The sequence below is a fragment of the Streptomyces sp. CA-111067 genome (assembly GCF_050956065.1).
Classification (GTDB): domain Bacteria; phylum Actinomycetota; class Actinomycetes; order Streptomycetales; family Streptomycetaceae; genus Actinacidiphila.
Genome location: NZ_CP192103.1, coordinates 3,217,573 through 3,244,031, shown reverse-complemented (window position 1 = coordinate 3,244,031; position 26,459 = coordinate 3,217,573). Strand labels below are relative to the sequence as shown.

The window sequence follows — 26,459 nt, the reverse complement described above, 5'->3', positions numbered from 1 at the left end:
ATGATGCAGCTAGATCGCGGGCGGCTAGGCTTCCGCTCATGAGCACATCCGCCTCTGCGGCTTCCGCGGCTTCCGCGGCTTCCGCGGCTTCCGCGGCCTCCGCGGCCTCCGCGGCGAGGAGCGAGCCCGTCGGCGGCGCGGGTGCCGGAGGCGGGGTGGACCTTGAGGCGGAGGCCGCGGCGCGGTCGGCCGACGTGGTGTACGACCTGCTCTCGTCCCTGCTCCGCCGGGTGTCCCGCGACCTGAGCCTCACCTCGACATCGGCCCTCGGCACCCTGAACCGGACGGGCCCGCGGCGGATCACCGACCTCGCGGCGATGTCCGGCATCACCCAGCCCTCGGCGACGGCGCTGGTCGCCACCCTGGAGCGGGCCGGCCTGGTGGAGCGGCGCAGCGACCCGGCCGACCGGCGGGTGGTGCTGGTCGCCATCACCGAGGCGGGCTCCGCCTACATGCACGCGCGGCGGCAGACCGGCATCGAGACGTTCGCCCGGCTCATCGAACGGCTGCCTGCTGACGAGGCGGCGGCGCTGACCGCGGCCCTTCCGGCGCTACGGCACCTGCGCGAGATCGAGGACGAGCAGCGCGACCCCGGCTCGCCGGCCGAGACCTCGCAGCGCCCGCAAGCCGGCTGACGGCAGTACGCCTGAGGGATGTCCGCCTGGCGGCGTAGACCGCGCGGGGGAGTCGGTGCAACCCGGGTCTGTCAGTCGCGGGTCGTCAGTCGCGGTCGGTGGTACGGCGGACGGCGTAGACGACCGCGCCGAGGGCGAGGACCGCCGCGCCGGTGGCGACCGATGCCGCCGGCAGGGCGAACGCCAGGACGACGCAGCCGGCCAGGCCGACTACGGGTACGGCGCGGGGAGGACGTCCCTCGGCGGGGGTGAGGGTGAGGGCGGACGCGTTGGCCACGGCGTAGTACGCCAGCACGCCGAAGGACGAGAAGCCGATCGCCCCGCGGACGTCCACCGTCACGGCGAGCACGGCGACGACGGCCCCGACGGCGAGTTCCGCACGGTGGGGGACGTGGAAGCGCGGGTGGACGGCGGCCAGCGCGTGCGGCAGGTGCCGGTCGCGGGCCATCGCGAGGGTGGTGCGCGAGACGCCGAGGATCAGCGCCAGCAGCGAACCCAGCGCGGCGACGGCGGCCCCCGCGCGTACCACCGGCACCAGGCCCGGAGCGCCGGCGGCGCGGGCGGCGTCGGCCAGCGGCGCGGTGGCGTCCCCCAGCCGGTCCGGTCCGATCACCGTCAGGACGGTGACGGCGACGGCCGCGTACACCACGAGGGTGATGCCCAGGGCGATCGGAATCGCCCGGGGGATGGTGCGGGCCGGGTCGCGTACCTCCTCCCCGAGGGTGGCGACGCGGGCGTAGCCGGCGAAGGCGAAGAAGAGCAGCCCGGCGGCCTGGAGCACCCCGCCGACGGTGGCGTCGGTGCCGATGCCCAGCCGCGCGGTGTCGGCGCTGCCGCTGGTCAGGCAGACGGCCACCACCGCGGCGAGCACCGCGAGCACGACGGCGACGATGACCCGGGTCAGCCAGGCCGACTTCTGCACCCCGGCGTAGTTCACCGCGGTCAGTGCCACCACGGCGACGACGGCGACCGCGTGCTGCTGCCCCGGCCACGCGTACGAGCCGACGGTCAGGGCCATCGCCGCGCACGAGGCCGTCTTGCCGACGACGAACCCCCAACCGGCCAGATAACCCCAGAAGTTGCCGAGGCGCTCACGCCCGTAGACGTACGTGCCGCCCGACTGGGGGTAGCGGGCCGCCAGGCGGGCTGACGACGTGGCGTTGCAGTACGCCACCACGGCGGCCAGCGCCAGACCGAGCAGCAGCCCGGACCCCGCGGCCCCGGCGGCCGGGGCGAGCGCGGCGAAGATGCCCGCGCCGATCATCGAACCGAGGCCGATGACGACGGCGTCGAAGACTCCCAGCCGGCGCTTCAGGGCGGGGCCGGCGCCGGGGCCGGCGGGGGGCGGCGGGGTGGTCAACACTCACTCCTCGGGCGGACGGCGGACGGCGGGCCGGGGTCGCGGGTCGCGGGTCGCGGGTCGCGGGTCGGCGCACCGTACCGGGCCGAGGTGTCCAGCCGGTGTCGCGCCCGGCGTTCGCGGCCCGGAGCCGGAGCCGGAGTCGTCGTCGGGGCTCGCGGTTCCGGGCTCGGCCGGGCTCAGGCGCGTTCGTCGATCAGTCGGCCGGCCACCAGGTCGCCGCCGCCCCAGAGGGCCCTTCCTCCGCGTCGGCCAGCCAGAAGAAGACCGGCGGCAACCCGAGTTCGATCACCGTCAGCGCGATCTGGAACCACTGCGGCCAGCCGTGCTCGGCGAGTGAGATCAGCCGGCCCACGCCGCCCAGCAGGAAGACCGCGGTCAGCCACCGCACCGCCTGTGCCGGGATCGGGCGCTGCCGCCCGGTCCAGATCCAGGCCAGCCCGTAGCCGACGAAGCTGGCGCCCATGAACCTGCCCCAGCTGTCGATCGTCGTACCGGCGGAACCGGCGCCGGGGATCGCCGCGTTGCCGAGCGCCACGTGGAACAGGCCGATCGCCACACAGGCCCATCCCATCAGCTGTGTGAGCGGGCGCAGAACCCTGGCCATTGATTCCTCCAAGCCGTCACTGCGGAGCTTAGTTGACATGTGTCTACTACAGTGGCGGCCAAGTAGACCCGTGTCAACTAGACTTCTCCCGTGTCCCCCCGCCAGCGACTCACCCCCGCCGACCGCCGCGCCCAACTGCTCACGGTCGGCGCCCGGCTCTTCGCCACGCACCCGTACGCCGACGTGCTGATGGAGGAGGTCGCCGACCAGGCGGGGGTCTCCCGGGCCCTGCTCTACCGGCACTTCCCGAGCAAGCAGACCCTCTTCGCGGCCGTCTACCAGCAGGCGGCGGACCAGTTGCTCGCCGAGACGCGGCTCGACCCCGCCGACTCCCTGCTGGAGCAGCTCATCCAGGGGATGGACGTCCACCTGGACTACTTCGTGGCGAACCGCAACGCCGTCCTCGCCGCGAACCGGGTCCTCGCGGGTGACCCGGTGATCCAGACGATCATGACGAACGAGCTCGACGCGCTCCGCACGCGGCTGCTGGCCGTACTCCCCCTCGCGGACGACGACGTCCGCGAGGCCGTGTCCGGCGTCCTGAAGAGCTGGCTGGTCTTCGTCCAGATCCTCTGCGTCGACTGGCTCACCCAGGAGACGTGCACCCGCACCCAGTTGCGCGACGTCTGCGTCGGCGCGGTCCTCGGCGCCCTCCGCCCCCTGCTCGCCGAGGACCCGGCCCCCGACTGGCCGTGCTGACGCGGCGCGTGCGGCCCCGACCCGGGCGGGACTCCCGGCGGCGGCCACGTCGCCGAAGGGACAGGTGCCGTGGGGCACCACCCGCCTGGCGAGGTACATGCAGCAGGACCGGATCAACCACGGCATCTCCATGAACAGGAATGTGGCGGCCATCGAGTACGTCACCGCGGACGGCACCCGTATGACGGTGGTGACCGCCAGCACCGGCAACCTGGTGAAGAACCGGGTGGTCGTGTTCGACGTCTACCGGAACGGTGTCTTCCTCCGTTCCGAGCCGCGTGACGACTTCCTGGAGTCGAAGTGGAAGCAGACCCCACCGAGCCCGATCGCATCGTCGACGGCAAGCTGGGCCGTACCGACGCCGGCCGGGTCATGCCCCAGGCCGACCTGCAGATGAAGAAGAGCATCGGCAGGCTCATCCATCCCGACACCGCGCTCGGCAAGCAGTTCTGGGGTCTGATGGCGGGCAACTGCATGTCCTACCGCACGTGGATCGTGCCCCAGCCCGCCAAGGTGCACCAGGGCGGCGACAAGCTCTACATCATCGACGCCCCGCTGGACGTCGAGATGGAGACGCAGCACCTCAAGGTCCACGGAACGTCGGCCGCCGCGTCGTGCCCGAAGCAGGACAAGGCCACCGAGACCCACAACGAGCAGCTGTTCCGCAGCCTGGTGCTGCCCGAGCTGAAGAACGAGATCAACACGGCACCGGCGTACGCGGATCTGCGCCGGGTCTACGTCGCCCGGGTCGCCGCCCAGTGGTACCGGGACCTCAGCCGCAAGCAGGACACCGCGTACGGCGACCTCATCGACAAGGGGGATGTCGACGACTGGGCGACCGCGACGTATTGGAAGCCCACGGACACCTTCGACGACTACGTCGACTCCTACACCAAGGGCGAGTTCAACGTCACCCACAAGACGACCGAGGGCGACACGGTCCACACCCGCACCTACGTCTACGGTGGAGTAGACCTCACCAACGTCCCCTTCCAGCAGGTCAGCGACAGCAACTTCAAGGCGCACTACGCCCAACTGCCGCAGCACGTGGGCGATTCGCTGACCGAGCCGTCCGTGGACAGCGGCTCGCACACGGTCTTCCTCGGCGCGCCCACCCCCGAGCAGGCATCCGCCGCGTCATCGCACCACGGCATCTCCGCCCGCTCCTTCATCCCCGTGATCCGCCTGCTCCCGGAACTGGTCCTGCTGGTGCTGGTGCTGCTCTACTGGCGGCGCCGCAGAGTCGCGGCCGCTGCCGCCACCGGTCCGGCCGCCCGGGGCGCACGGCTGCGCCGGACCGCCCGCACGTCGTCCGCGCTGCTCACGGGCCGGCGGACACGGATGCGGCTGAGCGCCGGCCGGCGGTCAGCGGCAACAACGCGGCCACCGGGGCAGGGACAGGCCGGTGCGAAGCCGGCGGGCCCGAGACCGGCAGCGGCGACACCGTCGGCGGACCCGAGACCGGCGGCGGCGACACCGGAGACTCCGCGATCCGCGGCGCCGACTCCCCCCGATCTGCCGGCCGCCGGCGACTACACACTCGAACACCTCAGCCGCGTCCTCCGGCACCTGTCCCGGCCCGAACTCGACCGCTTCGCGCCGAACGACGTCATGGCCGCCGGCATACGCCAGGCACTGGCCACCGGTCGCCCGTTGAGCGAGGGCGAGGCCGACTTCATGCTCCACCAGCTCACCGAGGCCGGGCTGATGGACGGCGGGGCGAGCCCCGAGGACGCGTACGAGGCGGCGCTGCGCACCCACCCGGCGGCCAGGACTACACCCCCGAGGTGATCGACCGGTTCCCCGAACTGTTCAACAACGTCTGGCGCCGCGCCTGGGGAATGGACCCGCGGTGATCATCAGCAGGCTGGGCGGCCGGCGCGCCGCCATCCGCAACGACGAGACCTCGGCCGCGTACACCGGCCCGCACACCGTGCGCCGCGAACGGCCCGGTTCCGAACGGCGCGGTCGGCCGATCCGGACCGTCGTGGAACTGCGCCGGTCGTGCGGCGGAACGGCGATGAGGGCCCTGCTCGGCGCCGCCTTCGAACCCGGCGCGCCCGGCACCCCCACCGTTTTCGAGCTGAGCCACGGCACGCCCCTGGAGCTGGACGCGCCCCGCGCGTGCCGCAGCGAACTCGGCAGCCCGCTGGCGACCGGGCTGCCCTCCGACTTCGCCACCGCCGTCCTCGACGCCGTGGCGCGCGGCGGCGACGCGATGTCCGTGACCCGGTCCGTCCTCAACCGCTGGTGATTCCGCGCAGCGCCCCCGCCTGCCTGCGGACGGGGCTGCGGAGCCGGTCTGCCCGGCGGCCGAACCGCGCCACGGCGTGGTGAGCGACGGCCGCGCCGGGTCGTGGATTCGGAACGTGCCCCAGGCAGGATTCGAACCTGCGACACCGGCTTTAGGAGAGCCGTGCTCTATCCCCTGAGCTACTGGGGCGGGGTGGGTCTGACGGATGACAGCGTAGCGGATCGGCGGGGGGCGCCGGCTTCCTCCCCGGTCGGGGTGCGTTCAAGCGCGGGGCCGGGGGCCTGGGGGCCGGTCCGGGCGTGAGGTCGGGGGTCGGGGCGGGCCCGGGGCGGGGAGGGGAATAGAGGGCGGGGGAGGGGCGTTCGACGAGGTAAGCAGTTGAACGGTCAACCAAATGGACGGTGGGTTGAGATGCAGTTCGGGATCTTCACGGTCGGCGACGTCACCGCGGACCCGACGAACGGCCGCGTGCCGAGCGAGCACGAGCGGATCAAGGCGATGGTCACGATCGCGCAGAAGGCCGAAGAGGTCGGGCTCGACGTCTTCGCGACCGGCGAGCACCACAACCCGCCGTTCGTGCCGTCGTCCCCGACGACGATGCTCGGCTACGTCGCCGCGCGCACCAGCAAGCTGATCCTGTCCACGTCCACCACGCTGATCACCACCAACGACCCGGTGAAGATCGCCGAGGACTACGCGATGCTGCAGCACCTCGCCGACGGCCGGGTGGACCTGATGATGGGCCGCGGCAACACCGGGCCGGTCTACCCGTGGTTCGGCAAGGACATCCGGCAGGGCATCCCGCTGGCGGTGGAGAACTACGCGCTGCTGCACAAGTTGTGGCGCGAGGAGGCCGTGGACTGGGCGGGGAAGTTCCGCACACCCCTGCAGTCGTTCACCGCGACGCCGCGCCCGCTGGACGGCGTGCCGCCGTTCGTCTGGCACGGCTCGATCCGCAGCCCGGAGATCGCGGAACAGGCCGCCTACTACGGCGACGGCTTCTTCCACAACAACATCTTCTGGCCGATGGAGCACACCCGGAAGATGGTCGACCTCTACCGCCGGCGCTTCGCGCACTACGGGCACGGCGCGCCCGAGCAGGCCATCGTCGGACTCGGCGGCCAGGTGTTCATGCGGAGGAACTCGCAGGACGCGGTACGCGAGTTCCGCCCGTACTTCGACAACGCGCCGGTCTACGGACACGGTCCGTCGCTGGAGGAGTTCACCGACCAGACGCCGCTGACCGTCGGCTCGCCGCAGCAGGTCATCGACCGCACGCTGGGCTTCCGCGCGGAGGTCGGCGACTACCAGCGGCAGCTGTTCCTGATGGACCACGCGGGGCTGCCGCTCAAGACCGTCCTCGAGCAGCTCGACATCCTCGGCGAGGAGGTCGTGCCGGTGCTGCGCGCGGAGTTCGCCAAGGGGCGGCCGGCGCAGGTGCCGGACGCGCCGACGCACGCCTCGCTGGTGGCCCGCCGGGACGCGGACGCCGCAGCTGCGGCGGGTACGGGCGCGGGCGCTCGTTCGGGTGAGGGTGCGGGTGCCGGTGCGGCGTCCGCCGCGGATGACGTGGAGCTGGAGGTGACCTCGTGACCGAGGAGTCCGTCGTGAAGGAGGGCGCGGTGACGCGGCTGGTCGTGGTCAGCGCCGGGCTCAGCCGGCCGTCCTCGACGCGGCTGCTGGCCGACCGGCTGACCGCGGCCGTACGGCGGCTGGCCGCCGCTGAGGTCGAGGTGCGGGTGATCGAGCTGCGCGACCTCGGCGGCGAGGTGGCGCAGAACATGGTCACCGGCTTCCCGCCGCCCCGGCTGCGCGAGGCGGTGGACGCGGTGGCCGCGGCGGACGCCCTGATCGCCGTCACACCGGTGTTCACCGGCTCCTACAGCGGGCTGTTCAAGTCGTTCTTCGACGTGATCGACAAGGACGCGCTGGCCGGCACCCCGGTGCTGATCGCCGCGACCGGCGGCACCGCCAGGCACTCCCTGATGCTCGACCACGCGATGCGCCCGCTGTTCGGCTACTTGCGCGCGGTCGTCGTACCCACCGGTGTCTACGCGGCCTCCGAGGACTGGGGCGCGGCCGGCGACGACGCGCTCGCCGTCCGCATCGACCGCGCGGCGGCGGAACTCGCGTCGCTGCTCGACGGGCGTCCGGGCCGCGCGCGGCCCGCGCCGGGCGCAGCGGAGAGCGCGGGCGAGGTCGACGACGACCTGGTGCCGTTCGCCGAGCAACTGGCCGCGCTCGCCGTCGAAGCGTGAACAGCTGCGGCTGGTTCAGGCCCTACCCGACACATAGGCAGCGGTTTCCGGGACGATGAACTGTTGGTCATCCCGGAAACCGCTGCCTATGCGGGCGTTTTGACGGCGGGTCCGCTGTCCGACGCCTCTGCGTCGTCCAGGAACTCGATCACCGCGAGCGCCGCCAGGACGACCACCGCGATCCAGAAGATCACCATCCCGGTCGGATACGACCACAGCGCCAAGGCGACCGCCGCGACCAGCACCGTCCCCCACCGCAGCCAGCCGCGGTGACGGTGCACCCACGGCCCCACCGGTCCGGTCGTCGTCACCCCCGCGGCGTCCCGCACCGCCGCGATGCCCGACTCCCACATGGCCCGGCTCCGTACCGCCCACCGTCCCGCGCCGCTCAGCCACGTGCCGACCGCCACGACGATCCCGAGCACGACCACCATCCGCACGCTGCTGCGCAGCAGTCGTACCAGCTGGTCATAGACCGCGGCGGCGGCCTTGTCGTCCACCCCGGTCGGCAGGTGGTCGAGGTAGATGATCCGGAAAACCGTCAACGCGATGCCCAGCACGGCCACCCCCGCCGCGATGCCCAGCGCGGCCGCCACCAGTGCGCGCCGCCGCCGGCCGGCGAGCAGTACGCCGGCCGCAGCCAGCACGACCGTCAGCGGCGTCATCCAGTTCCCCATCACCTGCAGCAGCCGGAAGCCGGTCTTGACCCGCTTGACGTCACGCGACTGCACCAGCGTGTACTTGGCGTGCACCGCCGGGATCTTGGACGCGATGCCCACCCCGCGGTCCACTAGCTGCTGTTTGACCTGCGCGACGACCGGCGCCAGGTCCAGGACGACCGCGTCGCCCTTCACCCGTACGGCAGTGTCGCTGTCACCGGTCAGCGCCCCGGTGAACGCGCCGTGCGCCTGCCGGTTGAGCTGAGTCCAGATCGTGCGGAAGGCGTCGCTGGAGACGAACGACGCCACTGTGCCGTGTACGACGTCCTTCAGGCCGCTGCTGATGGGGCCGCTCAGTGTCCCCAGCGCCGCCTTGACCTCCGGCCGGTCGCCAGGGGTGACGCCGGCCAGCAGCGCGTCAAGATCGACATACTGTACGACCGCGTCCGTGACCCGGTCGGTGACGGCCGCCTGCACGTGCGGGTCGGAGGCGAGCGGCGACATTGTCGACACGAAGCGGTCCGTGTCACCCATCTGGTCGGCGGCCCACACGGCCACCGCGCTGAGCGGGGCGAGTACCGCGGCCAGTGTGATGAGCAGCGCGGAGAAGAAGGAGCGCAGCCGGTGCCGGGCCGGGAAACGGCTGCGGAGGGCGAGCAGTTCGGCCCGCTCGCCGGCACTGAGCGGTCCGTCCCCGGAGCCGTCGGAGCCGCCGGGACCGCCCTCGATGGTCGCCATCTGCGCACTCCCTCGCCGGAGGACCCGCCCCTGTTGCACCCAGCCAACGCGGCGCGGCCGCGGGCCGCGCGCGGAGATGCTGCGTACGGGCTACCGGCACAGGGCGAGCGGGTGACGCGGTCGCCGTCCGGGTGTGGCGGCCCGCCGCGCCGGGCATGGGTGCGGGCCGCCCGCGCGTACACCTGCGCGCGGACGGCCGCTCATTGAGTCACGCCGAACGAGTGACGATGCGTTAGTCGTATCGAATGGGCGGTTACTGATCGTTGTGTCAGTGCCGCACACCCGGTGAAACGCGGGCCGCGCGGTGGTCGGATCCGTGGCCGTCATCGCCACCCGGGACGGTCGTCCGATGGCGGTCGCGGTGGAGTACGGGACCCGGGCCGCCGCCTGGGCCCCGACCGTGAACGGAGGAGCCGCCCTCGCACCCGGTACGGGGACCGGACGCGACGGCGGCTCCTCGGCACTCCGCGCCCACGCGACGACCCGCCCCCGCCCCCGTCTCCCGCGCCCTCGCGGCCCGCCCTCGCGCCGCCCCCGCCGCCTCGCGTGGCGGGCCCGCTGAGCTGCGCTTAGCGTAGAAAAACCGAGGGACGGACGGACCCTGCGCCAGCGCTGAGGAGATCACGTCATGGCCCATAGCACCCCTGGCAGCTCCGCGGAATCAGGACCGGGCGGCAGCGCCTCCGGAGGGAGGCCCGGCGGGAGACAGGGGCGCGGCAGCGTCGTCGGCACACCGTCCCACCGCTGGTGGGTGCTGGCCGTGATCGGCGTCGCACAGCTGATGGTGATCCTCGACGCCACGATCGTGAACATCGCCCTGCCGTCCGCCCAGACCGACCTGCACTTCAACGACGGCAACCGGCAGTGGATCGTGACCGCCTACGCCCTCGCGTTCGGCTCGCTGCTGCTGTTCGGCGGCCGGCTCGCGGACCTGATCGGCCGCAAGGTGACCTTCCTGATCGGCCTGGTCGGCTTCGCGGTCGCCTCGGCGATCGGCGGCGCGGCGCCCAGCTTCGAGGTGCTGGTGACCGCCAGGGCCCTCCAGGGCATGTTCGGCGCCCTGCTGGCGCCCGCGGCACTGTCGCTGCTCACCACGACGTTCACGGTCCCCAAGGAGCGCGCCAAGGCGTTCGGCATCTACGGCGCCATCGCGGGCGCCGGCGGCGCGGTCGGCCTGCTGCTCGGCGGCGTGCTGACCGAGTACCTGAACTGGCGCTGGTGCCTGTACGTCAACCTGCTCTTCGCACTGGTGGCGTTCCTCGGCGGCCTGCGCCTGCTGTCGCCGGGCGGCCGGCCGGCGAAGCCGCACCTGGACATCCCCGGCACGGTCCTGGTCTCGGCCGGCCTCTTCTGCATCGTCTACGGCTTCTCCAACGCCGAGCAGCACGACTGGGGCTCGACCGGCACCTGGGGCTTCCTGGCCGCCGGCGCGATCCTGCTGATCGCCTTCGCCCGCTGGCAGGTCCGCGCGCAGCACCCGGTGCTGCCGCCGCGGGTGGTCGCCGACCGGGACCGCAGCGCGTCGTACCTGGCGATGTTCATCTCCGGCGCGGGCATGTTCGGCGTCTTCCTGTTCCTGACGTACTACCTCCAGCAGAGCCTGAACTACTCACCGGTGCAGACCGGGCTCGCCTTCCTGCCGATGGTGCTGCTGATCATGGCGACGTCGGTGACCACCACCAATGTGCTGGTTCCGAAGCTGGGCGCGAAGCCGATCGTTCCGACCGGCATGCTGCTGTCGTGCGGCGCCATGGCGTGGCTGACCGCGCTTGACCGCAACAGCACCTACGCCGCGCACGTACTGCCGCCGACGCTCGTCCTGGGCCTCGGCCTCGGCCTGATCTTCGCCACCGCGATGAACCTCGCCACCGCGGGCGTGGAGCCGCACGACGCAGGTGTCGCGTCCGCGATGGTCAACACCTCGCAGCAGGTCGGCGGCTCCATCGGCACCTCGCTGCTCAACACCCTGGCGACGAGCGCCGCGGCCAGCTACCTGTCCGGCAAGCAGCACACCCCCGCGGTGCTCGCGCAGTCGCAGTTGCACAGCTACACCGTCGCCTACTGGTGGTCGGCGGCGCTGTTCGCGGTCGGCTTCGTGGCGACGTTCCTGCTCTACCGGAGCGGGCTGCCGCGCTCGCTGCAGTCACCGCCCGTGCAGCAGGGCGAAGACGCCGCCGCGGCCGACACAAGTGCGGCCCGGACGACCGGCGGGTAGGACATCCCCTGCGGGGCGTAGCGGCGCGGACCGCGCGGCTATCGTGTGTCACGACGCGGTGGCAACCCGTCACAGAGGGGGCGGAAATGGAACCGGAGCTGACGGCGCTGGCGGCGTCGGGCGCGACCACGCTGGTCACACTCATGGCGACCGACGCCTGGACGCAGGTCCGCGACCGGGTGGCGCGGCTGCTGCGGCGGCCGACGGCGGCCGACGACCTGGAGACCTACCGCGGCGAGCTGGAGGCCGCGCGGCGCGACGGCGACACCGAGGCCGCCGGCGACGTCGAGGCCCAGTGGCGGCGTGAACTGCGCCGGGTGCTGGCCGAGGACCCGGCGGCGGCAGCCGAGCTGCGGGCGATCCTTGCCGAGGCCGAAGCCGCACAGGGCGGCGCCCAGGGCGAGGGCGGCGGCCGGGTCACCAACGTCGTCAGCGGCGGCAGGCAGGGAACCGTCATCCAGGGCCGCGACTTCCACATCGACGGCGGCCTCCACCTCGGGTAGGGGGCGGCGTCCGCCTGTGGCGGCAGCGACCCGGCACAGACTGTGCGCGTTTCCACATGCCGGAACCGGCCGCGTGAAGATGGTGGATGCAGCTACCGTGCCGGCATGACAGCCAACGGCACTGCGGCAGGCGGTACGCCGGCGGTCGTGGCGGCACTCGACGCCGCCAGCGTCCGCCGGTACACCACGGGACAGGTCATCCTGGACGACGTGAGCTGGACGGTCCGGTCCGGCGAGCACTGGGCGCTGCTCGGCGCCAACGGTGCAGGCAAGACGACGCTGCTGCGGCTGATCGGCGCGCTGATGCACCCGACCACCGGCACCGTCGAGGTGCTCGGCCACCGTCTCGGCAGGGTGGACATGCGCGAGCTGCGCGCCCACATCGGCCTGGTGTCGTCCGCCCAGAAGGTGCCGCTGGACGCGACCGCCCACACTGTCGTCCTCACCGGTCATACCGGCACCGTGCAGCCGCTGTGGCGCAAGTACGACACAGAGGTGCGCGATCGGGCGCACGCGCTGCTGGCCGAGCTCGACATCAAGGAGCTGGAGCAGCGGCCGTACGGAGTGTGTTCGGGCGGTCAGCGGGCGCGGGTGCTGGTCGCGCGGGCGCTGATGGCCGACCCGTCGCTGCTGCTGCTCGACGAGCCGTTCAACGCCCTCGACCTGCCGTCCCGCGAGGACCTGATCGACGCCATGCACCGGCTCGCGGTCACCAGGACGGGCCTGGCGACCATCACCGTCACCCACCACCTGGAGGAGCTGTCGCCCGCGATCGGGCACGTCATGCTGCTCAAGGAGGGCCGGGTGCTCACCTCCGGGACGGCCGAGCAGGTGCTCACCGGAGACCGGCTCACCGAGTGCTTCGGCCGGCCGATCGAGGTCAGCCGGCACGACGGCCGCTGGCTGGCCCGCTCGGGCCGCCGCTGACCGTCAGGGCCCGCGGGCTCGTACCGGCCCCGCGGGGGCGGCTGAGGGGCGTTCTCAGCGCAGCCAGGGCAGGTCGGCGCCCTCCGGCTGGTGCAGTCCCTCGGCGATGACCCGGGAGATCTCGCCGAGCTGCCGCGTCTGCTCGGGGCTGAGCCGGTCGAAGATCGCACCGCGGACGGCGGCCACGTGCCCGGGCGCGCTGCGCACCAGTTCCTGGTAGCCGGCGTCGGTCAGTACGCACACCTGGCCGCGGCGGTCGGAGGGGCAGCTCTCGCGGCGCAGCCAGCCGTTGCCCTCCAGGCGGGCCACCGCGTGCGAGAGCCGGGATCTGGTGATCTTGGCCTGCTCGGCGAGTTCGGTCATCCGCATGCTGCGGCCGGGCGTCTCGGAGAGCGTGCTGAGCAGCGCGTAGTACATGTGCGGCATGCCGGCGTCGCGCTGGAGCTGACGGTCCAGGTGGTCCTCGAGCAGCGTCGTGGCGTGCAGGAACGCCCGCCAGGTCGCCTGCTCGTCTTCGGTCAGCCATTTCATGCTGTTCATCGTAGGTGCACTTCTTGAAGCTTCAATGAGCGGCACCTCTGTGCTGCCCGCGCCTCCCCGTGTCGCCCGCGCCCCCCGTGCGCGGCATACCGGCCACCCGACACCTCTGTGGCCGAAAATGAGTGACGCAGGTCACACAGGGACCCGAAATATCCGGGGACCGACTCCCCGTTTAACCTTGGTGTCAGGAAACGGGGAGCCACTATCCGTTTCGACATGAGCCGTTCACAGCAACTGTGACACCGACCCCGGAAGGAGCCCGCCGTGACCATCGACGTCGAGACCGCCACCAGGCCGCCCCGCGCCGTACGGCTGCGCGCGGACGCCACCCGCAACCGGGAGCGGATCGTCGCCGCGGCCCGCGAGGCCGTCGTCGAACTCGGACCCGATGTGCCGCTTGACGAAGTGGCCCGGCGGGCCGGAGTGGGCAACGCCACGCTGTACCGGCACTTCACCGACCGCGCGGAGCTGATCCGCGAGGTCACGTGCTCGGTCATGGCACAGACCGCCCAGCGGGCGGAGGACGCGCTCGCCGAAGAGCCCGACGCCTTCGCCGCACTACGCCGCTTCGTCTTCGAGGCGGCCGAGGAGCGGATCGGGGCCATCTGCCCGTTGCTGTCCGACGTGTTCGACCGCCTCGATCCCGCGGTCGTCGCCCAAGTGGAGCGGTTGGAACGTTCGATCACCGCCATCATGGACCGGGCCCAGCGCTCCGGCCAGCTGCGCACCGACATCGCCGTCGGTGACCTGATGGTGGCCGTCACCCAGCTGTCCCGGCCGCTGCCGGGCACCGGCTGCCTGGGCTTCGAACGCTTCGTCCAGCGCCACCTGCAACTCTTCCTCGACGGGCTGCGCGCACCCGCGCAGTCGGTGCTGACGGGGACCGCCGCCACTCTGGAGGATTTGCAGACCAAACGCTGCTAGCCACCGTAATTCGTTCGCAACGTACTCCAGCCGGGTTATAGCGTAGGCGAGTTCGCCAAGATCAACGATCTGCGTGGCCCGGATCCACCGCTCGTCCCGCCGGACGCCCGTCCGCGGCCCATGCCCCCAGAGGGCGGGTTCCCCCACACAGGGTGGGGACCGGGGCCGGGATTCAGGACCTCGATCCAAGGCGCCGGACGGAACCGATTGCTGACACACGTCCCCACGTCCTGTCACTCCGCACCGATTAGTGAGTCCAGTTATGCCTGAAACGCTCCAACCTGATCCAAAGCGCTGGACAGCGCTCATATTCATCGCACTGGCCCAGCTGATGGTCGTACTCGACGCGACCGTCGTGAACATCGCTCTGCCGTCCGCTCAGGCATCCCTGGGGATCTCGGACAGCAACAAGCAGTGGGTCATCACGGCCTACACCCTGGCCTTCGGTGGCCTGCTGCTCTTCGGCGGCCGGGTCGCCGACCTGTGGGGACGCAAGAACGCCTTCGTCGTCGGCCTGCTCGGCTTCGCCGCGGCCTCCGCGCTCGGCGGCGCCGCCGTCAACACCGCCATGCTGCTCGGCGCGCGCGCCCTGCAGGGCGTGTTCGGCGCGCTGCTCGCGCCCGCCGCGCTGTCGCTGCTCGCGGTGATGTTCACCGACGCCAAGGAACGCGCCAAGGCGTTCGGCATCTACGGCGCCATCGCCGGTGGCGGTGCCGCCCTCGGCTTCGTCCTCGGCGGCGTGCTGACCCAGTACCTGAACTGGCGCTGGGTGCTGTTCGTGAACATCTTCTTCGCCGTGGCCGCCGTCATCGGCGCCGTGCTGTTCATCAACGAGCCCGCACAGGGGCGCAACCGCAACCGCCTGGACATCCCCGGCGTCATCCTGGCCAGCCTCGGCCTGGTCGCGCTGGTCTACGGCTTCAGCCGCGCCGACTCGTCCGGCTGGACGGCAGGCAGCACGCTGTCGCTGTTCGCCGGCGCCCTGGTGCTGCTCGCGGCCTTCGTCGTGGTGGAGGGCAGGGTCAAGGCCCCGCTGCTGCCCCTGCGCGTCGTCACCGACCGGAACCGCGGCGGCATCTACCTGTCGCTCGGCCTGGCCATCATCGGCATGTTCGGCCTGTTCCTCTTCCTGACGTACTACCTGCAGCAGGTGCTGGGTTACAGCGCGATCAAGTCGGGCTTCGCCTTCCTGCCCATGGTCGGCGGCATGGTCGTGGGCTCCACGCAGATCGGCACCCGGCTGATGCTGCGGGTCCCGCCGCGGCTGCTGATGGGTCCCGGCTTCCTGGTCGCGGCCGTCGGTATGGGCATCCTGGCCCAGATCAAGGTCGACTCCAGCTACGCGACCGTCCTGCTGCCCGGCCTGATCCTGATGGGCCTGGGCATGGGTACGGCGTTCATGCCGGCCATGAGCCTGGCCACGCACGGGGTGCGGCCGGAGGACGCGGGAGTCGCGTCCGCGATGGTCAACACCTCGCAGCAGGTCGGCGGCTCCATCGGCACCGCCCTGCTCAACACCCTCGCGACGAGCGCCACGGCCTCGTGGATCTCGTCGCACAAGAAGAGCGCGGCCGACCTGGCGAACCACGACTTCGTGAACCGGTCGGCAGTGCACGGCTACTCGGTGGCCATCTACGTGGCGATGGGGATCCTGATCCTCTCCGCGGCGCTGGTGTTCTCCCTGGTCAACGCAGGTGTGCAGAACCAGCCCGAGAAGACCGCCGACGGCGACTCCGTCGAGGACTTCGCGGTGCCGGTGATCGCACACTGACCGTGTGACGTCATACGGCAGGTCCCCACCGTTTCCGGATCACTCGGAAGGGTGGGGACCTGCCGTTTTGTCTTATCGTCGTTCTGCGCCGGGTGAAAACCGCTGCAGACTGCGGGGGGTTAGCGGCGCTTACAGGCCCTGCGGCCAGTTGTACGAGGTGGGCACCTGCACCTTGTCGGCCGCCGAGCCGTAGACGACGGCGATCTCCGCGTGCGCGGTCAGCTTGAGCGTGGCCGGGTTGCCGGACTGCTCCTTGCCGTTGACGAAGATGTGCAGTTCCTTGCCGCCGCCGGTCTTCAGCGTGCCGAGCGAGTTGTAGGTGATCGGCACGTTCCACTCGGTCATGAACTCGCCGAGGGTGAAGTCGGCCTGCACCGGCGACTCGATGTGCACGACGCCGGTGGTGTCGTGCGTGTGCAGCGGGCTGATCTGCTGCTTGGCCTCGTCGATGCCGACCAGGGCCGGCACCGTCACCACCTTGCCGTCCACGTACACGTCCAGGTGGCTGTGGATGTGCAGCACCTGGCCCTCCTGCCCGAGCATCGGCAGTCCGGCCGCCTTGGCCCGCGCGGAGGCGTCGGACGGGGCCGGCCAGGAGACGGAGGAGGCGGCGGGTTTGTTGTCGCCGCTCGTGGCGGCGGGCGTGGTGCTGCCGGCGTCCTTCTTCCCGTCCGAGCTGTCCGAGCCGCAGGCGGCCAGCGTCATGGCACCGGCCAGCAGGGCCACGCCGATCGCGATGCGTCGTTTCTGCTTGAGCATGAGAGTGGGGTGTCTTCCTGTTCAGCCGAACTGGATCGAGCGTTTGGCGAGACCCATCCAGAATCCGTCGATGATGCTGCGCTGACTGCCGAGGTCGGACTCGGCGGCGCCGAGCGTAACGAACAGCGGGGCGAAGTGCTCGGTTCGCGGGTGGGCCAGCCGCCCGGCGGGCGAACTGTGTTCGAAGTCCAGCAGGGCGTCGACGTCCTGCGCGTCCAGGGCGCGGTGCCCCCAGTCGTCGAACTCCGCCGACCACTCGGGCGGCCGCGGACCGGCGTGCCGCAGCGCCGCCAGGTTGTGCGTGAAGAAGCCGCTGCCGATGATCAGCACGCCTTCGTCGCGCAGCGGCGCCAGTCTGCGGCCGACCGCCAGCAGCTGCTGCGGGTCGAGCGTCGGCATCGACACCTGGAGCACCGGAACGTCTGCGGCGGGGAACATCTCCACCAGCGGCACATAGGCGCCGTGGTCGAGCCCGCGGTCCGGCACGTCCTGCACGGGGTGTCCGGCGCCGCGCAGCAGCTTGCGCACGTCCTCGGCGAGGCCCGGCGCCCCGGGGGCCTCGTAGCGCACCTGGTAGTAGTGCTCGGGGAAGCCCCAGAAGTCGTAGACCAGCGGGAGGGTCGTGGTCGCGCCGATGGCGAGCGGCGCCTCCTCCCAGTGCGCGGAGACCACCAGGATCGCCTTGGGCCGGGGCAGCTCGGCCGACCAGGCGGCGAGCTGCCCCGGCCACACCGGGTCGTCGGCGAGCGGCGGGGCACCGTGCGAGAGGTAGAGCGCGGGCATGCGCTCCGGAGCTGGTGCGGTCATCGCGGTAACCCCTCTTTGAAGATTCAAGCGTACGCGTACAGGGGTGACGGTAGCGCGGTCTGCTTGAAGGTTCAAACAATGATCGGCGCGGGACGCGACTCAAGGTGCGTGGGGGCGGCGGTCAGCGAAGCCGCTTCTCCAGCCACGCCACGTCGTGGTAGGTGCCGAATTTCCGCCCGACCTGCTCGTACAGCCCGACCTGCCGGAAGCCGAAACGTTCATGCAGGCGCAGCGACGCCTCGTTCGGCAGCGTGACGCCCGCATAGGCGCGGTGCAGGTCCTCACCGCGCAGGGCGTCGAAAAGCGCCTCGTACAGCAGCGTGCCCACGCCGCGGCCGGTCGCGTCCGGCGCGAGGTAGATCGTGGTCTCCACCGACGTCGCATAGGCGGCCTTCGGGCGGAACCCGCTACTGGTCGCATAGCCCAGAATTCTCGGCTCGGGACCCGGAATACGAGCAACCATGAGCCGGTGGGGGCCGTCTTCCGGGTGGGAGAGCAACCAGGGGCGGCGATCCTCGGGACGCATGGGGGTGACATCGAAGGTGGTCGGCGTCTCGCGGATGAAGTGGTTGTAGATGTCGGTCAGAGCTGTCAGATCGTCCTCGGAACCCGGGCTGACCAGCACTTCTTTACGTTCTGACACCGGATGTCTCTCTCTGTGGCGGGACAGCATACTGCATGATCATAAAAAACAGGTGACGACATGGGAATTGTGTCCGGATTCCAGTCGTTATTCAGATCGGATGGGGCAACCGGAAGAGCAGAGCCGCGAAGGCGGGAGCCGAGTGGCCAGGCTACGACAGCAGTTCCATCCGACCGAGTCCGACCGCACCTTCGTAAGGGAGCACGCATGGCAACCCGTGCCGTCGCCCGTCGTCACGCAGGCGGGACCAGCAGCGTTCGCGCGGCAGGCGGGGAAGTCGCCGACCGCGACCTCGTCGGCATGTACCTGGACGAGATCGCGCGTACGCCGCTGCTCGACGCCGCCCGTGAAGTCGAGCTGTCCCGGGACATCGAAGCAGGCGTCTACGCCGAGCGGATACTCTCCGCCGACCCCGATCTGCCCGCCGACTCCGGCGCCGACGCGCGCCGTGAGGAACTGGAGGCGATCGTCGCCGCCGGCGAGCGCGCCAAGGACGTCTTCATCCGCTCCAACCTCCGACTCGTCGTCGCCGTCGCCCGGCGCTACCCGCGCAGCGGCCTGCCCCTGCTCGACCTGATCCAGGAGGGGAACGCCGGCCTGGTCCGCGCCGTCGAGAAGTTTGACTACGCCAAGGGCTTCAAGTTCTCCACCTACGCGACCTGGTGGATCCGGCAGGCCATCACCCGCTCCATCGCCGACCAGTCGCGCACCATCCGGCTGCCCGTGCACCTCGTGGAGGAGCTGGGGCGGATCCGGCGGGTGCAGCGGGAGTTCAACCGCGAGCACGGCCGTGACGCCGAACCGACGGAGATCGCCACCGAGCTGGGCTCCACCCCCGAACGCGTCGCCGACGTGCTCGACTGGGCCCGCGACCCGGTGTCGCTCAACATGTCGGTGGACGCCGAGGGCGAGACCGAGTTCGGCGACCTCGTCGAAGACGGCGCCGCGCCGTCCCCCGAGGATTCCGTGCTGGTCATGCTGCGGCGTGAGGAACTCGACGGCCTGATCGACCGTCTCGACGACCGCACCGCCTCCATCATCCGCTCCCGCTACGGCATCGTGGACGGCCGCGAGCGCACCCTGACCGAGGTCGGCAAGGAGCACGGCCTCACCCGGGAGCGCATCCGCCAGATCGAGAAGCACGCGCTCGCCGACCTCAAGCGGATGGCCCGGGCGACCGGCCTGGACTACGAAGCCGCCTGAGCCCCGGCAGACCTACCCAGAACTCACCACAGACCCGAACCCCGGTGCATCCCCCCCGCGCCGGGGTTCGGCCTTGCCCTGCGCGGCGGATGACGGGTGCGAGGTGAGACGCTGCCTCCCATGAACGACGACACGGGGACCCGGCCTGCGGCCGACACAGCGAGCGCGGCGCCGCAGCAGCCGGCGGAGGACGCTGAGGATCGCACCGGCAAGCACGCCGGAGAACCCCACCACGACGATCTCGGCACCCGGCTCAACTGGCTGCGCGCCGCCGTCCTGGGCGCCAACGACGGGATCGTGTCCACCGCCGGCCTGGTCGTAGGCGTGGCCGGTGCGACCGATTCCCGATCGGCGCTGCTCACCGCGGGCCTCGCCGGTCTGATGGCCGGCTCGCTCTCGATGGCGGCGGGCGAGTACGTGTCGGTGAGCACCCAGCGCGACTCCGAACAGGCCGCACTCGCCCTGGAACGCGAGGAGCTCGCCGCCACCCCGCAGGCCGAACTCGAGGAACTGACCGGCCTGTTGCAAGACCAGGGCATCAGCCACGACCTCGCCCGGGAGGTGGCGCGCCAACTCACCGCCCGCGACGCCCTCGGCGCCCACGCTCGCGTCGAACTCGGCATCAACCCCGACGAACTCGCCAACCCCTGGCACGCCGCCTGGGCCAGCTTCATCTCCTTCACCGTCGGAGCACTGCTGCCGCTGCTGGCGATCGTGCTGCCGGCCGAGAGCTGGAGACTGGGCGTCACTGTCGTCTCGGTACTGGCCGCGCTGGTCGGCTGCGGCTGGGTGAGCGCCCGCCTCGGCAGCGCCCCCGTCAGGCCCGCCATCATCCGCAACGCGGCTGGCGGCGCGCTCGCGATGGGCGTGACCTACGCGGTCGGCGCACTACTGGGCGCGGCAGGCGTGTGACCGTCCTCAACGTGAGGGCGGGCGACAGGCCGCGCCCCGCGTGGGCCGACCCGTCTCAGGCCGCTCTGCGCGGGCCGTCGACCTCCAGCGAGCCGCCGTCCAGGAACCGTTCCAGACGCGCCAGATACGGGCCGATCTCGATGCCCTGCTCGGCCAGCCAGCCGTCCGCGTAGTACTTCTCCAGGTAGCGCTCGCCCGGATCGCACAGCAAGCCGACCACGCTGCCGTGCTCACCGCGTTCGCGCATCTCCGCGATGATCCGGAAGGCCGCCCACAGTCCGGTGCCCGTGGACGCGCCCGCCCTGCGGCCGAGCAACCGCTCCAGGACCCGCACGCAGGCGATCGACGCCGCGTCCGGGACCCGCATCATGCGGTCGATGGCGCCGGGCACGAAACTCGGCTCCACCCGCTGCCTGCCGATCCCTTCGATCCGGGAACCGGTGCCAGTGGTGGCGGTCGGGTCGTGGTCCCGCCAGCCGGGGAGGAACGCCGAGTTCTCCGGATCCGCCACGCAGATCCCGGTCGTCGCCTGCGCATAGCGCACATACCGGGCCAGCGTTGCCGAAGTGCCCCCGGTGCCGGCCGTCGCCACGATCCAGGTCGGAACCGGGTGCCGCTCCGCCGCCAGCTGCCGGAAGATCGACTCGGCGATGTTGTTGTTGCCCCGCCAGTCCGTCGCCCGCTCCGCGTACGTGAACTGGTCCATGTAGTGTCCGCCGGTCTCCCGGGCCAGCCGGGCCGCCGTCTCGTACACCTCGCACGGGTCGTCCACCAGGTGGCAGCGGGCTCCCTGGAACTCGATCAGATCGATCTTGGACCGGACCGTACTGCGTGCCATCACGGCCACAAACGGGACACCGATCAGGCGGGCGAAGTAGGCCTCCGAGACGGCCGTCGAGCCGCTGGACGCCTCGATCACCGGGCGTCCCGGCCGGATCCAGCCGTTGCACAGGGCGTACAGGAACAGCGAACGGGCCAGCCGGTGCTTGAGCGAGCCCGTCGGATGCGTGGACTCGTCCTTCAGATAGAGGTCTACGCCCCAGTCCGCCGGGAGCGGCACCGACAGCAAATGGGTATCGGCGGACCGGTTGGCATCGGCATGGACCTTCCCCACAGCCTCGCTCAACCAGCGGCGGTACTCGGGGTCGCTTCGGTCGATGTCCAGTTCCACTGCCGGTGCCGGTGGCGGTGTCTGCCCGGCGGCGGGGACCGGTGCTGGGGAGGACGACGTCGGCTCGGGTGCGCTCATGAGGCCAGGTATATCCGTCCGACTGCCTCAAACGGACACTTGGGGTATCTCCACCCGTCCGCTTGGGTGACGGCGAAGGCGGCCGTGAAGACGATGTCGGCTGCGGGGCCCGCCGCTCAGGCGGCGCCAGTGCTTCGGGCGCCGGCTCGGTGGCCGCCGCACCGCCGTACCCTGGAGGCATGAGCCCCGCCGCCCCCGATTCCGCAGTTCCGCCGGCTGCCGACCCCGCACCGTCCTCAGACGGGGGCGCAGGCGGCACAGGAGAGACGGCGGGGGAGACGGACTCCGCGGTGGACGTCTCCCGGCCCGGAGCGGTGCCCTCTGCCACCGGTTCGGCAGCCACAGCCCCCGGGCTCGTCTTCGACGACCCGTTCGACCGGCCCTCGGCCGACGACTCCGATCGCGGCTGGGGCGATTCACCCGCCGGTGCCGCGGACGACGACTTCGCGCGCTTCCTCAACGAGAAGCCGCCGCACCACAACTGAATCCGGTTGCCTGCCTCCGTCAGCTCATGCCACCGCTGCGTGGCGCCACCAGGGCGTCGCGGATGTCGCGCAGTAGCGTGATCTCCTCCACCTCGGCCACCTTCTCCACCACCTCGTCGTGCTTCGTCTTGGCCGCCCGGCGCGCCAGGTAGCGGGCCATCGGCAGCACCATGAGGAAATAGACCACCGCGGCCGTGATCAGGAAGGTGAGGGTCGCGCCGAGCACCGAACCCCACATGATCCGGATGCCGCCGACCACCTCGCCCTTGTCGTTCGTCACGCACGGGCCCTTGAGACAGGACGAGTACCCAGCGAGGTCCTTCGTACCGAACGCACCGACGAGCGGGTTGATGATCCCGTTCACCACGGAGTTCACGATGTTGCTGAACGCCGCGCCGATGACCACGGCCACCGCCAGGTCGATCACGTTGCCGCGCATGATGAATTCTTTGAAGCCTGCCAGCAGACTCGGCTTGGTCGTGTCTCTCACCGACGCGCCTCTCTCCTGATGCCGATAGGGCGGAATGATGGATTCCGCCATACAAGGCAATCCCGGAACGGCGTGTCCAATCGCCTTTCACGAACGGGTGATTCAGCACAATGTCACCGCCAGAGGCAATGTCGCGGCGGCACCCGACAGAGCGGCCGCGGCGGGTCGCGGCACGGCCAGTACGACGAGCGCGCCGCCCGGCCCGCCGGCGGGGAGGCCGGTGCCCGAAGGCGGTTGCGACGAAGCGACGTCGTCCACGCCCGTGTGCGGGATCGCGACGACGGTCACGCCGGAGGCCACCACTCGCGACGCGGCGAGTACGTCGATCCGGTCGCCCGGACGCAGCAGCCCCACGACGCTCGCGTCCGCGATCCGCACCGGCGCCCTGACGACGTCGGCAGGCCGTTCGTGCCGTTCGTGGACGGCCTGCGCCACCGATGGGCCGCGCGGCGCCGCAGCGACCTGCCGCGGAGCGGCCCCGTGCGCCGCGGTCGCGGCCAACGCTGCGGCGGTCATGGCCAGGCCGAGCGCCGCGGCCCGCCGTTTGCGCCGCGCTGGTCGGCGCATCGGCCGGCCTCCGAACAAGCCGCTACCCGCACGGATCGGCGCGAACGGCGGCACCGCACAGCGCGGCGGCGCGTACGGCTCTGGAGCAGCCGGCGCCATCGACTCCTGGGCTGACGGGAACGGGGGAGAGGGGGCAACGGCCGGAGACCCGGGGGACTTTGGGGCCTGATTGCGAGCCGGGACCGCTACGGACGTACGCATGGGGAACCACCGCCTGACACGAGGGACGCCGACCGGTCGATCCGGTCGGCAGATCCACCATCGCGCACTGCGCCGACACCCGTAGGAGGCCCTGTGGACAACCTGGTGGCTGTGGATAAACCGGCCACCCGAACGAGGGAACTCCTGGTCAACAGCCCCTGCCGGGCCCCGAAACTGCTATGGAAGCGGAATTCCCGTGTCCTGCCCGCCCAGTGCGTCCCTGCACAGGCAGTCCCGCTCGTCGTTGGCCGGCAGCGCGCCCACTACGTCGAACAGCACGTCCCGCATTCGCCCGACGTTGGCCGCGAAGACCTCGAGCACCTCCTCGTGCGAGACGCCCTCGCCGGTGTCCGCGCCCGCGTCCAGGTCGGTCACGAGCGTCAACGACGTGTAGCACAGACCGAGTTCGCGGGCGAGGACAGCTTCCGGGTGCCCGGTCATGCCCACCACGGACCAGCCCTGCGCCGCGTGCCAGAGCGATTCCGCCCGCGTGGAGAATCGGGGACCCTCAACGACCACCAGCGTGCCGCCGTCCACCGCCTCCCAGCCGCCGGCGCGTGCCGTGTCCACTGCGGCCTTTCGCCCCACCGGGCAGTACGGGTCGGCGAAGGTCGCATGCACCACGTTCGGCACCTGGCCGTCGGCCCGCACCTCGCCGTCGAAGTACGACTGCTCGCGCGACTTCGTGCGGTCCACCAGTTGGTCGGGCACGAGCAGGGTGCCCGGACCGTACTGCGCGCGCAATCCGCCCACCGCGCACGGTCCGAGTACCTGACGTGCCCCCACCGAGGCCAGCGCCCAGAGATTCGCCCGGTAGTTGATCTTGTGCGGCGGCAGGTGGTGCTTGCGCCCGTGCCGCGGCAGGAACGCCACTCGGCGGCCGGCCACGTCTCCCAGGAAGAGCGAATCACTCGGCTGTCCATAGGGGGTGTCAACCGTGACTTCAATCACATCATCGAGGAAGGAGTAGAAGCCGGATCCACCGATAACGCCGATCTCGGCCTGCGCCCCTGCGTCGGCCGCGCCGCTCACACCGCTGCTCTGCACCATGCGATCACCCTAGACGGGACACGGAAGCGCGACGAACCCCCGTCGCCGGAGCGACGGGGGTTCGTAAGATCTGCGGCCGGCCGGGATGCAGGCGTCGTTCAGGCTGCCGACGTGCTGCTGGACGACGACGAACCCGACGACGAGGAGCCGGACGACGAACTCGAAGGCGAGGACGAACCGGACGACGAGTCGGACGAAGACGACGGCGCGGCGGTCTTGCCTTCGGAATTGCCGTTGTTGCTCTTGGCGGCGGGCGCGCTGCCCGTCGAGGAGCCGCGGCTGTCGGTCCGGTAGAAACCGGAGCCCTTGAAGACCACGCCCACGGCGGAGAAGATCTTGCGCAGGCGTCCGCTGCAGTTGGGGCACACAGTCAGCGCGTCATCGCTGAACTTCTGCACCACCTCAAGGCCCTCGCCGCACTCGGTGCACTGATACTGGTACGTCGGCACTTGCTCCTCCTGGCACTCTCACTCATTGAGTGCTAACGACGCTCAATAGTGCAGCATTTCCCGGCGTCAGTCCACCACGACGGCCGGACGGTGATCGATCACACTGGCGGCGACCACGCTCCGGGGCGACGGCACCAGGTGCCCGCGCAGTCCCGTGAGCACCGCGAACGCCAGCGCGGTGCCCATCAGCGGCACCGCGAACCCCGCGTGCGAGCCCGCCTTGTCGGCAAGAAGTCCGGCCACCGTGACAGCCGCCGCTTGACCGAGTGCGACCGAACCGGTCAACCAGGTGAACGCCTCTGTTCGTACCGCGGCGGGCACCAGGGCGTCTACCAACGTGTAGCCGGTGATCAGAGCGGGCGCGATGCACAGGCCCACCAGGAGTCCGAGCATGCCCAGCAGCGGCACCGCGTGCACGGCCCACAACGGTACGCAGGCCACCGTCAGCGCTCCGTATGCCGTCAACAACCGCCAGCGCGGACCACGGCGCCAGGTGACTGTGCCGTAGACCACTCCGGCCAGCATGTTGCCGGCGGCGAACGTCCCGTAGAGCAACCCGCTGATGCCTGGCCGCCCCGCCTCCTGCGTGAACGCGGTGATCGACACCTGCATGCCGCCGAAGACCGCGCCGATGCCCAGGAAGGCGACCGCCAGCGCGCGCACGCCGGGCACCGACAGCGCCGACGCCTGCCTGGCCTCCGCACCTCGGGCGGCGCTTACCGGCACGGGCGCCGTCTTGCGCTGGGCGGCGAAGAAGATCCCACCCACAAGGGTGAGTGCGGCTTCCGCGAGCAGACCCGCCGCCGGGTCCACGCCGGTGCACAGCGCGGTGGCGAGCACCGGACCTATGACGAACGTGAACTCGTCCGTCACCGACTCGAAGGCCGCGGCGGTGGCCATCAGAGGCGACGCGGAACGCTGCGCGGACCCGTCGAGCGCCACCGCCCACCTGGCCCGCACCATGGGGCCGACCTGGGGCACCGTCGCGCCCGCGGCCACCGCTGCCGCGAACGCCGCCCAGACCGGCGCGTGCGCGAGAGCGAGCACCACCAGCGCGACGACGGACGAGGAGTGCAGGAGGACGCCCGGCACGAGGACCGCACGCTGCCCGAACCGGTCGGCCAGCCGCCCGCCGCGCGGTGCACACAGTGCCATCGACACCCCGGTGACGGCTGCGACGGCTCCCGCTGTGCCGTAGGAGCCGGTGGTGTGCTCCATGAGCAGCACCATGCTGATGGTGAGCATCGCGAACGGCTGCCGCGCGGCGAATCCGGGAAGCAGGAACGTCCATGCGCCCGGTGTGCGCAGCAACTGCCGATAGCCCGGTTTCGGGGCAGCGTCAGCCGCCCTCACTTCGGATGGCAAGGAGGAAAAGGGCACCTTGGATGCCACGGTCTGAAAACTTTCTGCCGCCTGGTGGCGCGTTCCGGGCATGAGCCCGCGGAGCCGCGCCGAGAGCCGTCCGCTCAGCGCGGGCTCACCGCGCCGGCTCTGCTTCAGACAGAGGTTGCACTCGACAAATACCTGACCATCATACGTAGTACCTACCCGTGA

General features: G+C 71.2%; 28 protein-coding genes and 1 tRNA gene. 15 read left to right on the top strand and 14 right to left on the bottom strand.

Features of this window, described 5'->3' with window-relative positions; genetic code table 11:
- Positions 1-38: 38 nt before the first annotated feature.
- A complete protein-coding gene (locus ACQPW6_RS14070) occupies positions 39-635 on the top strand; it encodes a MarR family winged helix-turn-helix transcriptional regulator (protein WP_433889948.1) in 597 nt (198 codons plus the stop codon).
- 85 nt (positions 636-720) lie between these two features.
- Here the strand turns inward: ACQPW6_RS14070 and ACQPW6_RS14065 are convergent, their stop codons facing one another.
- Both ACQPW6_RS14065 and ACQPW6_RS14060 read right to left on the bottom strand, forming a co-directional pair.
- Complete coding sequence (locus ACQPW6_RS14065) at positions 721-1,995, bottom strand: APC family permease (protein ID WP_433889947.1); 1,275 nt, start codon at positions 1,993-1,995, stop codon at positions 721-723.
- A 196-nt stretch (positions 1,996-2,191) separates the two neighbouring features.
- Positions 2,192-2,602, bottom strand: coding sequence for a DUF4345 domain-containing protein (locus ACQPW6_RS14060; RefSeq protein ID WP_433889946.1), 411 nt, complete (start codon positions 2,600-2,602; stop codon positions 2,192-2,194).
- Positions 2,603-2,692: 90 nt separating this feature from the next.
- On the opposite strand from ACQPW6_RS14060, the gene ACQPW6_RS14055 reads away from it, so the two are divergent.
- From ACQPW6_RS14055 to ACQPW6_RS14040, 4 genes are all read left to right on the top strand, one after another.
- On the top strand, positions 2,693-3,301 hold the full coding sequence (locus tag ACQPW6_RS14055) for a TetR/AcrR family transcriptional regulator (RefSeq protein ID WP_433889945.1): 609 nt from the start codon (positions 2,693-2,695) through the stop codon (positions 3,299-3,301).
- A 64-nt stretch (positions 3,302-3,365) separates the two neighbouring features.
- On the top strand, positions 3,366-3,698 hold the full coding sequence (locus tag ACQPW6_RS14050) for a hypothetical protein (RefSeq protein ID WP_433889944.1): 333 nt from the start codon (positions 3,366-3,368) through the stop codon (positions 3,696-3,698).
- A complete protein-coding gene (locus ACQPW6_RS14045) occupies positions 3,602-5,092 on the top strand; it encodes a hypothetical protein (protein WP_433889943.1) in 1,491 nt (496 codons plus the stop codon). Before ACQPW6_RS14050 ends, ACQPW6_RS14045 begins: the two co-directional genes overlap by 97 nt.
- Before the next feature lie 61 nt (positions 5,093-5,153).
- A complete protein-coding gene (locus tag ACQPW6_RS14040) occupies positions 5,154-5,555 on the top strand; it encodes a hypothetical protein (RefSeq protein ID WP_433889942.1) in 402 nt (133 codons plus the stop codon).
- A 116-nt stretch (positions 5,556-5,671) separates the two neighbouring features.
- Here ACQPW6_RS14040 and ACQPW6_RS14035 read toward each other — a convergent pair.
- Positions 5,672-5,744 (bottom strand) — tRNA-Arg (locus tag ACQPW6_RS14035).
- A gap of 222 nt (positions 5,745-5,966) precedes the next feature.
- Between ACQPW6_RS14035 and ACQPW6_RS14030 the strand changes: the two genes are divergently transcribed.
- Positions 5,967-7,148, top strand: a complete 1,182-nt coding sequence (locus ACQPW6_RS14030) for an LLM class flavin-dependent oxidoreductase (RefSeq protein ID WP_433889941.1) — start codon at positions 5,967-5,969, stop codon at positions 7,146-7,148.
- Positions 7,145-7,813, top strand: coding sequence for an FMN reductase (locus ACQPW6_RS14025; RefSeq protein ID WP_433889940.1), 669 nt, complete (start codon positions 7,145-7,147; stop codon positions 7,811-7,813). Before ACQPW6_RS14030 ends, ACQPW6_RS14025 begins: the two co-directional genes overlap by 4 nt.
- Positions 7,814-7,899: 86 nt before the next feature.
- Here ACQPW6_RS14025 and ACQPW6_RS14020 read toward each other — a convergent pair whose 3' ends face one another.
- Positions 7,900-9,210 (bottom strand): hypothetical protein, encoded by a 1,311-nt coding sequence (locus ACQPW6_RS14020; RefSeq protein ID WP_433889939.1) that lies wholly within the window; start codon positions 9,208-9,210, stop codon positions 7,900-7,902.
- Positions 9,211-9,838: 628 nt separating this feature from the next.
- Between ACQPW6_RS14020 and ACQPW6_RS14015 the strand changes: the two genes are divergently transcribed.
- From ACQPW6_RS14015 to ACQPW6_RS14005, 3 genes are all read left to right on the top strand, one after another.
- Positions 9,839-11,425, top strand: a complete 1,587-nt coding sequence (locus ACQPW6_RS14015) for an MFS transporter (RefSeq protein ID WP_433889938.1) — start codon at positions 9,839-9,841, stop codon at positions 11,423-11,425.
- Between the two features lie 86 nt (positions 11,426-11,511).
- A complete protein-coding gene (locus ACQPW6_RS14010; RefSeq protein ID WP_433889937.1) occupies positions 11,512-11,928 on the top strand; it encodes a hypothetical protein in 417 nt (138 codons plus the stop codon).
- Between the two features lie 105 nt (positions 11,929-12,033).
- Positions 12,034-12,855 carry an ABC transporter ATP-binding protein gene (locus ACQPW6_RS14005; RefSeq protein ID WP_433889936.1) on the top strand — a complete coding sequence of 274 codons (822 nt, stop codon included), beginning with the start codon at positions 12,034-12,036 and terminating at the stop codon, positions 12,853-12,855.
- Positions 12,856-12,909: 54 nt separating this feature from the next.
- On the opposite strand, the gene ACQPW6_RS14000 is transcribed toward ACQPW6_RS14005, so the two are convergent.
- Positions 12,910-13,395 (bottom strand): MarR family winged helix-turn-helix transcriptional regulator, encoded by a 486-nt coding sequence (locus ACQPW6_RS14000; protein ID WP_433889935.1) that lies wholly within the window; start codon positions 13,393-13,395, stop codon positions 12,910-12,912.
- Between the two features lie 264 nt (positions 13,396-13,659).
- Between ACQPW6_RS14000 and ACQPW6_RS13995 the strand changes: the two genes are divergently transcribed.
- Positions 13,660-14,319 carry a TetR/AcrR family transcriptional regulator gene (locus tag ACQPW6_RS13995; protein WP_433889934.1) on the top strand — a complete coding sequence of 220 codons (660 nt, stop codon included), beginning with the start codon at positions 13,660-13,662 and terminating at the stop codon, positions 14,317-14,319.
- Between the two features lie 262 nt (positions 14,320-14,581).
- Positions 14,582-16,090 carry an MFS transporter gene (locus ACQPW6_RS13990; protein WP_433889933.1) on the top strand — a complete coding sequence of 503 codons (1,509 nt, stop codon included), beginning with the start codon at positions 14,582-14,584 and terminating at the stop codon, positions 16,088-16,090.
- Between the two features lie 129 nt (positions 16,091-16,219).
- On the opposite strand, the gene ACQPW6_RS13985 is transcribed toward ACQPW6_RS13990, so the two are convergent.
- The 3 genes from ACQPW6_RS13985 to ACQPW6_RS13975 form a co-directional block, all read right to left on the bottom strand.
- Positions 16,220-16,849: a hypothetical protein gene (locus ACQPW6_RS13985; protein WP_433889932.1), complete on the bottom strand. Its 630-nt coding sequence runs from the start codon at positions 16,847-16,849 to the stop codon at positions 16,220-16,222.
- 21 nt (positions 16,850-16,870) lie between these two features.
- Entirely contained in the window at positions 16,871-17,656 is a 786-nt protein-coding gene (locus ACQPW6_RS13980; protein ID WP_433889931.1) for a dioxygenase family protein, read from the bottom strand.
- 121 nt (positions 17,657-17,777) lie between these two features.
- Positions 17,778-18,299: an N-acetyltransferase family protein gene (locus ACQPW6_RS13975; protein WP_433889930.1), complete on the bottom strand. Its 522-nt coding sequence runs from the start codon at positions 18,297-18,299 to the stop codon at positions 17,778-17,780.
- Positions 18,300-18,506: 207 nt separating this feature from the next.
- Here ACQPW6_RS13975 and ACQPW6_RS13970 point away from each other — a divergent pair, with 207 nt between their 5' ends.
- Complete coding sequence (locus ACQPW6_RS13970) at positions 18,507-19,502, top strand: sigma-70 family RNA polymerase sigma factor (RefSeq protein WP_433889929.1); 996 nt, start codon at positions 18,507-18,509, stop codon at positions 19,500-19,502.
- 120 nt (positions 19,503-19,622) lie between these two features.
- Positions 19,623-20,414 carry a VIT1/CCC1 transporter family protein gene (locus ACQPW6_RS13965; protein WP_433889928.1) on the top strand — a complete coding sequence of 264 codons (792 nt, stop codon included), beginning with the start codon at positions 19,623-19,625 and terminating at the stop codon, positions 20,412-20,414.
- Between the two features lie 55 nt (positions 20,415-20,469).
- Here ACQPW6_RS13965 and ACQPW6_RS13960 read toward each other — a convergent pair whose 3' ends face one another.
- On the bottom strand, positions 20,470-21,663 hold the full coding sequence (locus ACQPW6_RS13960; RefSeq protein WP_433889927.1) for a PLP-dependent cysteine synthase family protein: 1,194 nt from the start codon (positions 21,661-21,663) through the stop codon (positions 20,470-20,472).
- Between the two features lie 179 nt (positions 21,664-21,842).
- Here ACQPW6_RS13960 and ACQPW6_RS13955 point away from each other — a divergent pair, with 179 nt between their 5' ends.
- The gene (locus ACQPW6_RS13955) at positions 21,843-22,148 is read left to right on the top strand and encodes a hypothetical protein (protein ID WP_433889926.1); all 306 of its coding nucleotides are present in this window, start codon (positions 21,843-21,845) and stop codon (positions 22,146-22,148) included.
- A gap of 19 nt (positions 22,149-22,167) precedes the next feature.
- On the opposite strand, the gene mscL is transcribed toward ACQPW6_RS13955, so the two are convergent.
- The 5 genes from mscL to ACQPW6_RS13930 form a co-directional block, all read right to left on the bottom strand.
- Positions 22,168-22,689: a large conductance mechanosensitive channel protein MscL gene (mscL, locus tag ACQPW6_RS13950; RefSeq protein WP_433889925.1), complete on the bottom strand. Its 522-nt coding sequence runs from the start codon at positions 22,687-22,689 to the stop codon at positions 22,168-22,170.
- 51 nt (positions 22,690-22,740) lie between these two features.
- On the bottom strand, positions 22,741-23,205 hold the full coding sequence (locus ACQPW6_RS13945) for a hypothetical protein (RefSeq protein ID WP_433889924.1): 465 nt from the start codon (positions 23,203-23,205) through the stop codon (positions 22,741-22,743).
- A 378-nt stretch (positions 23,206-23,583) separates the two neighbouring features.
- Positions 23,584-24,456 carry an S-methyl-5'-thioadenosine phosphorylase gene (locus ACQPW6_RS13940; protein WP_433889923.1) on the bottom strand — a complete coding sequence of 291 codons (873 nt, stop codon included), beginning with the start codon at positions 24,454-24,456 and terminating at the stop codon, positions 23,584-23,586.
- 98 nt (positions 24,457-24,554) lie between these two features.
- Positions 24,555-24,905, bottom strand: a complete 351-nt coding sequence (locus ACQPW6_RS13935; RefSeq protein ID WP_433889922.1) for an FmdB family zinc ribbon protein — start codon at positions 24,903-24,905, stop codon at positions 24,555-24,557.
- A gap of 66 nt (positions 24,906-24,971) precedes the next feature.
- Complete coding sequence (locus ACQPW6_RS13930; RefSeq protein ID WP_433889921.1) at positions 24,972-26,339, bottom strand: MFS transporter; 1,368 nt, start codon at positions 26,337-26,339, stop codon at positions 24,972-24,974.
- Positions 26,340-26,459: the final 120 nt, after the last annotated feature.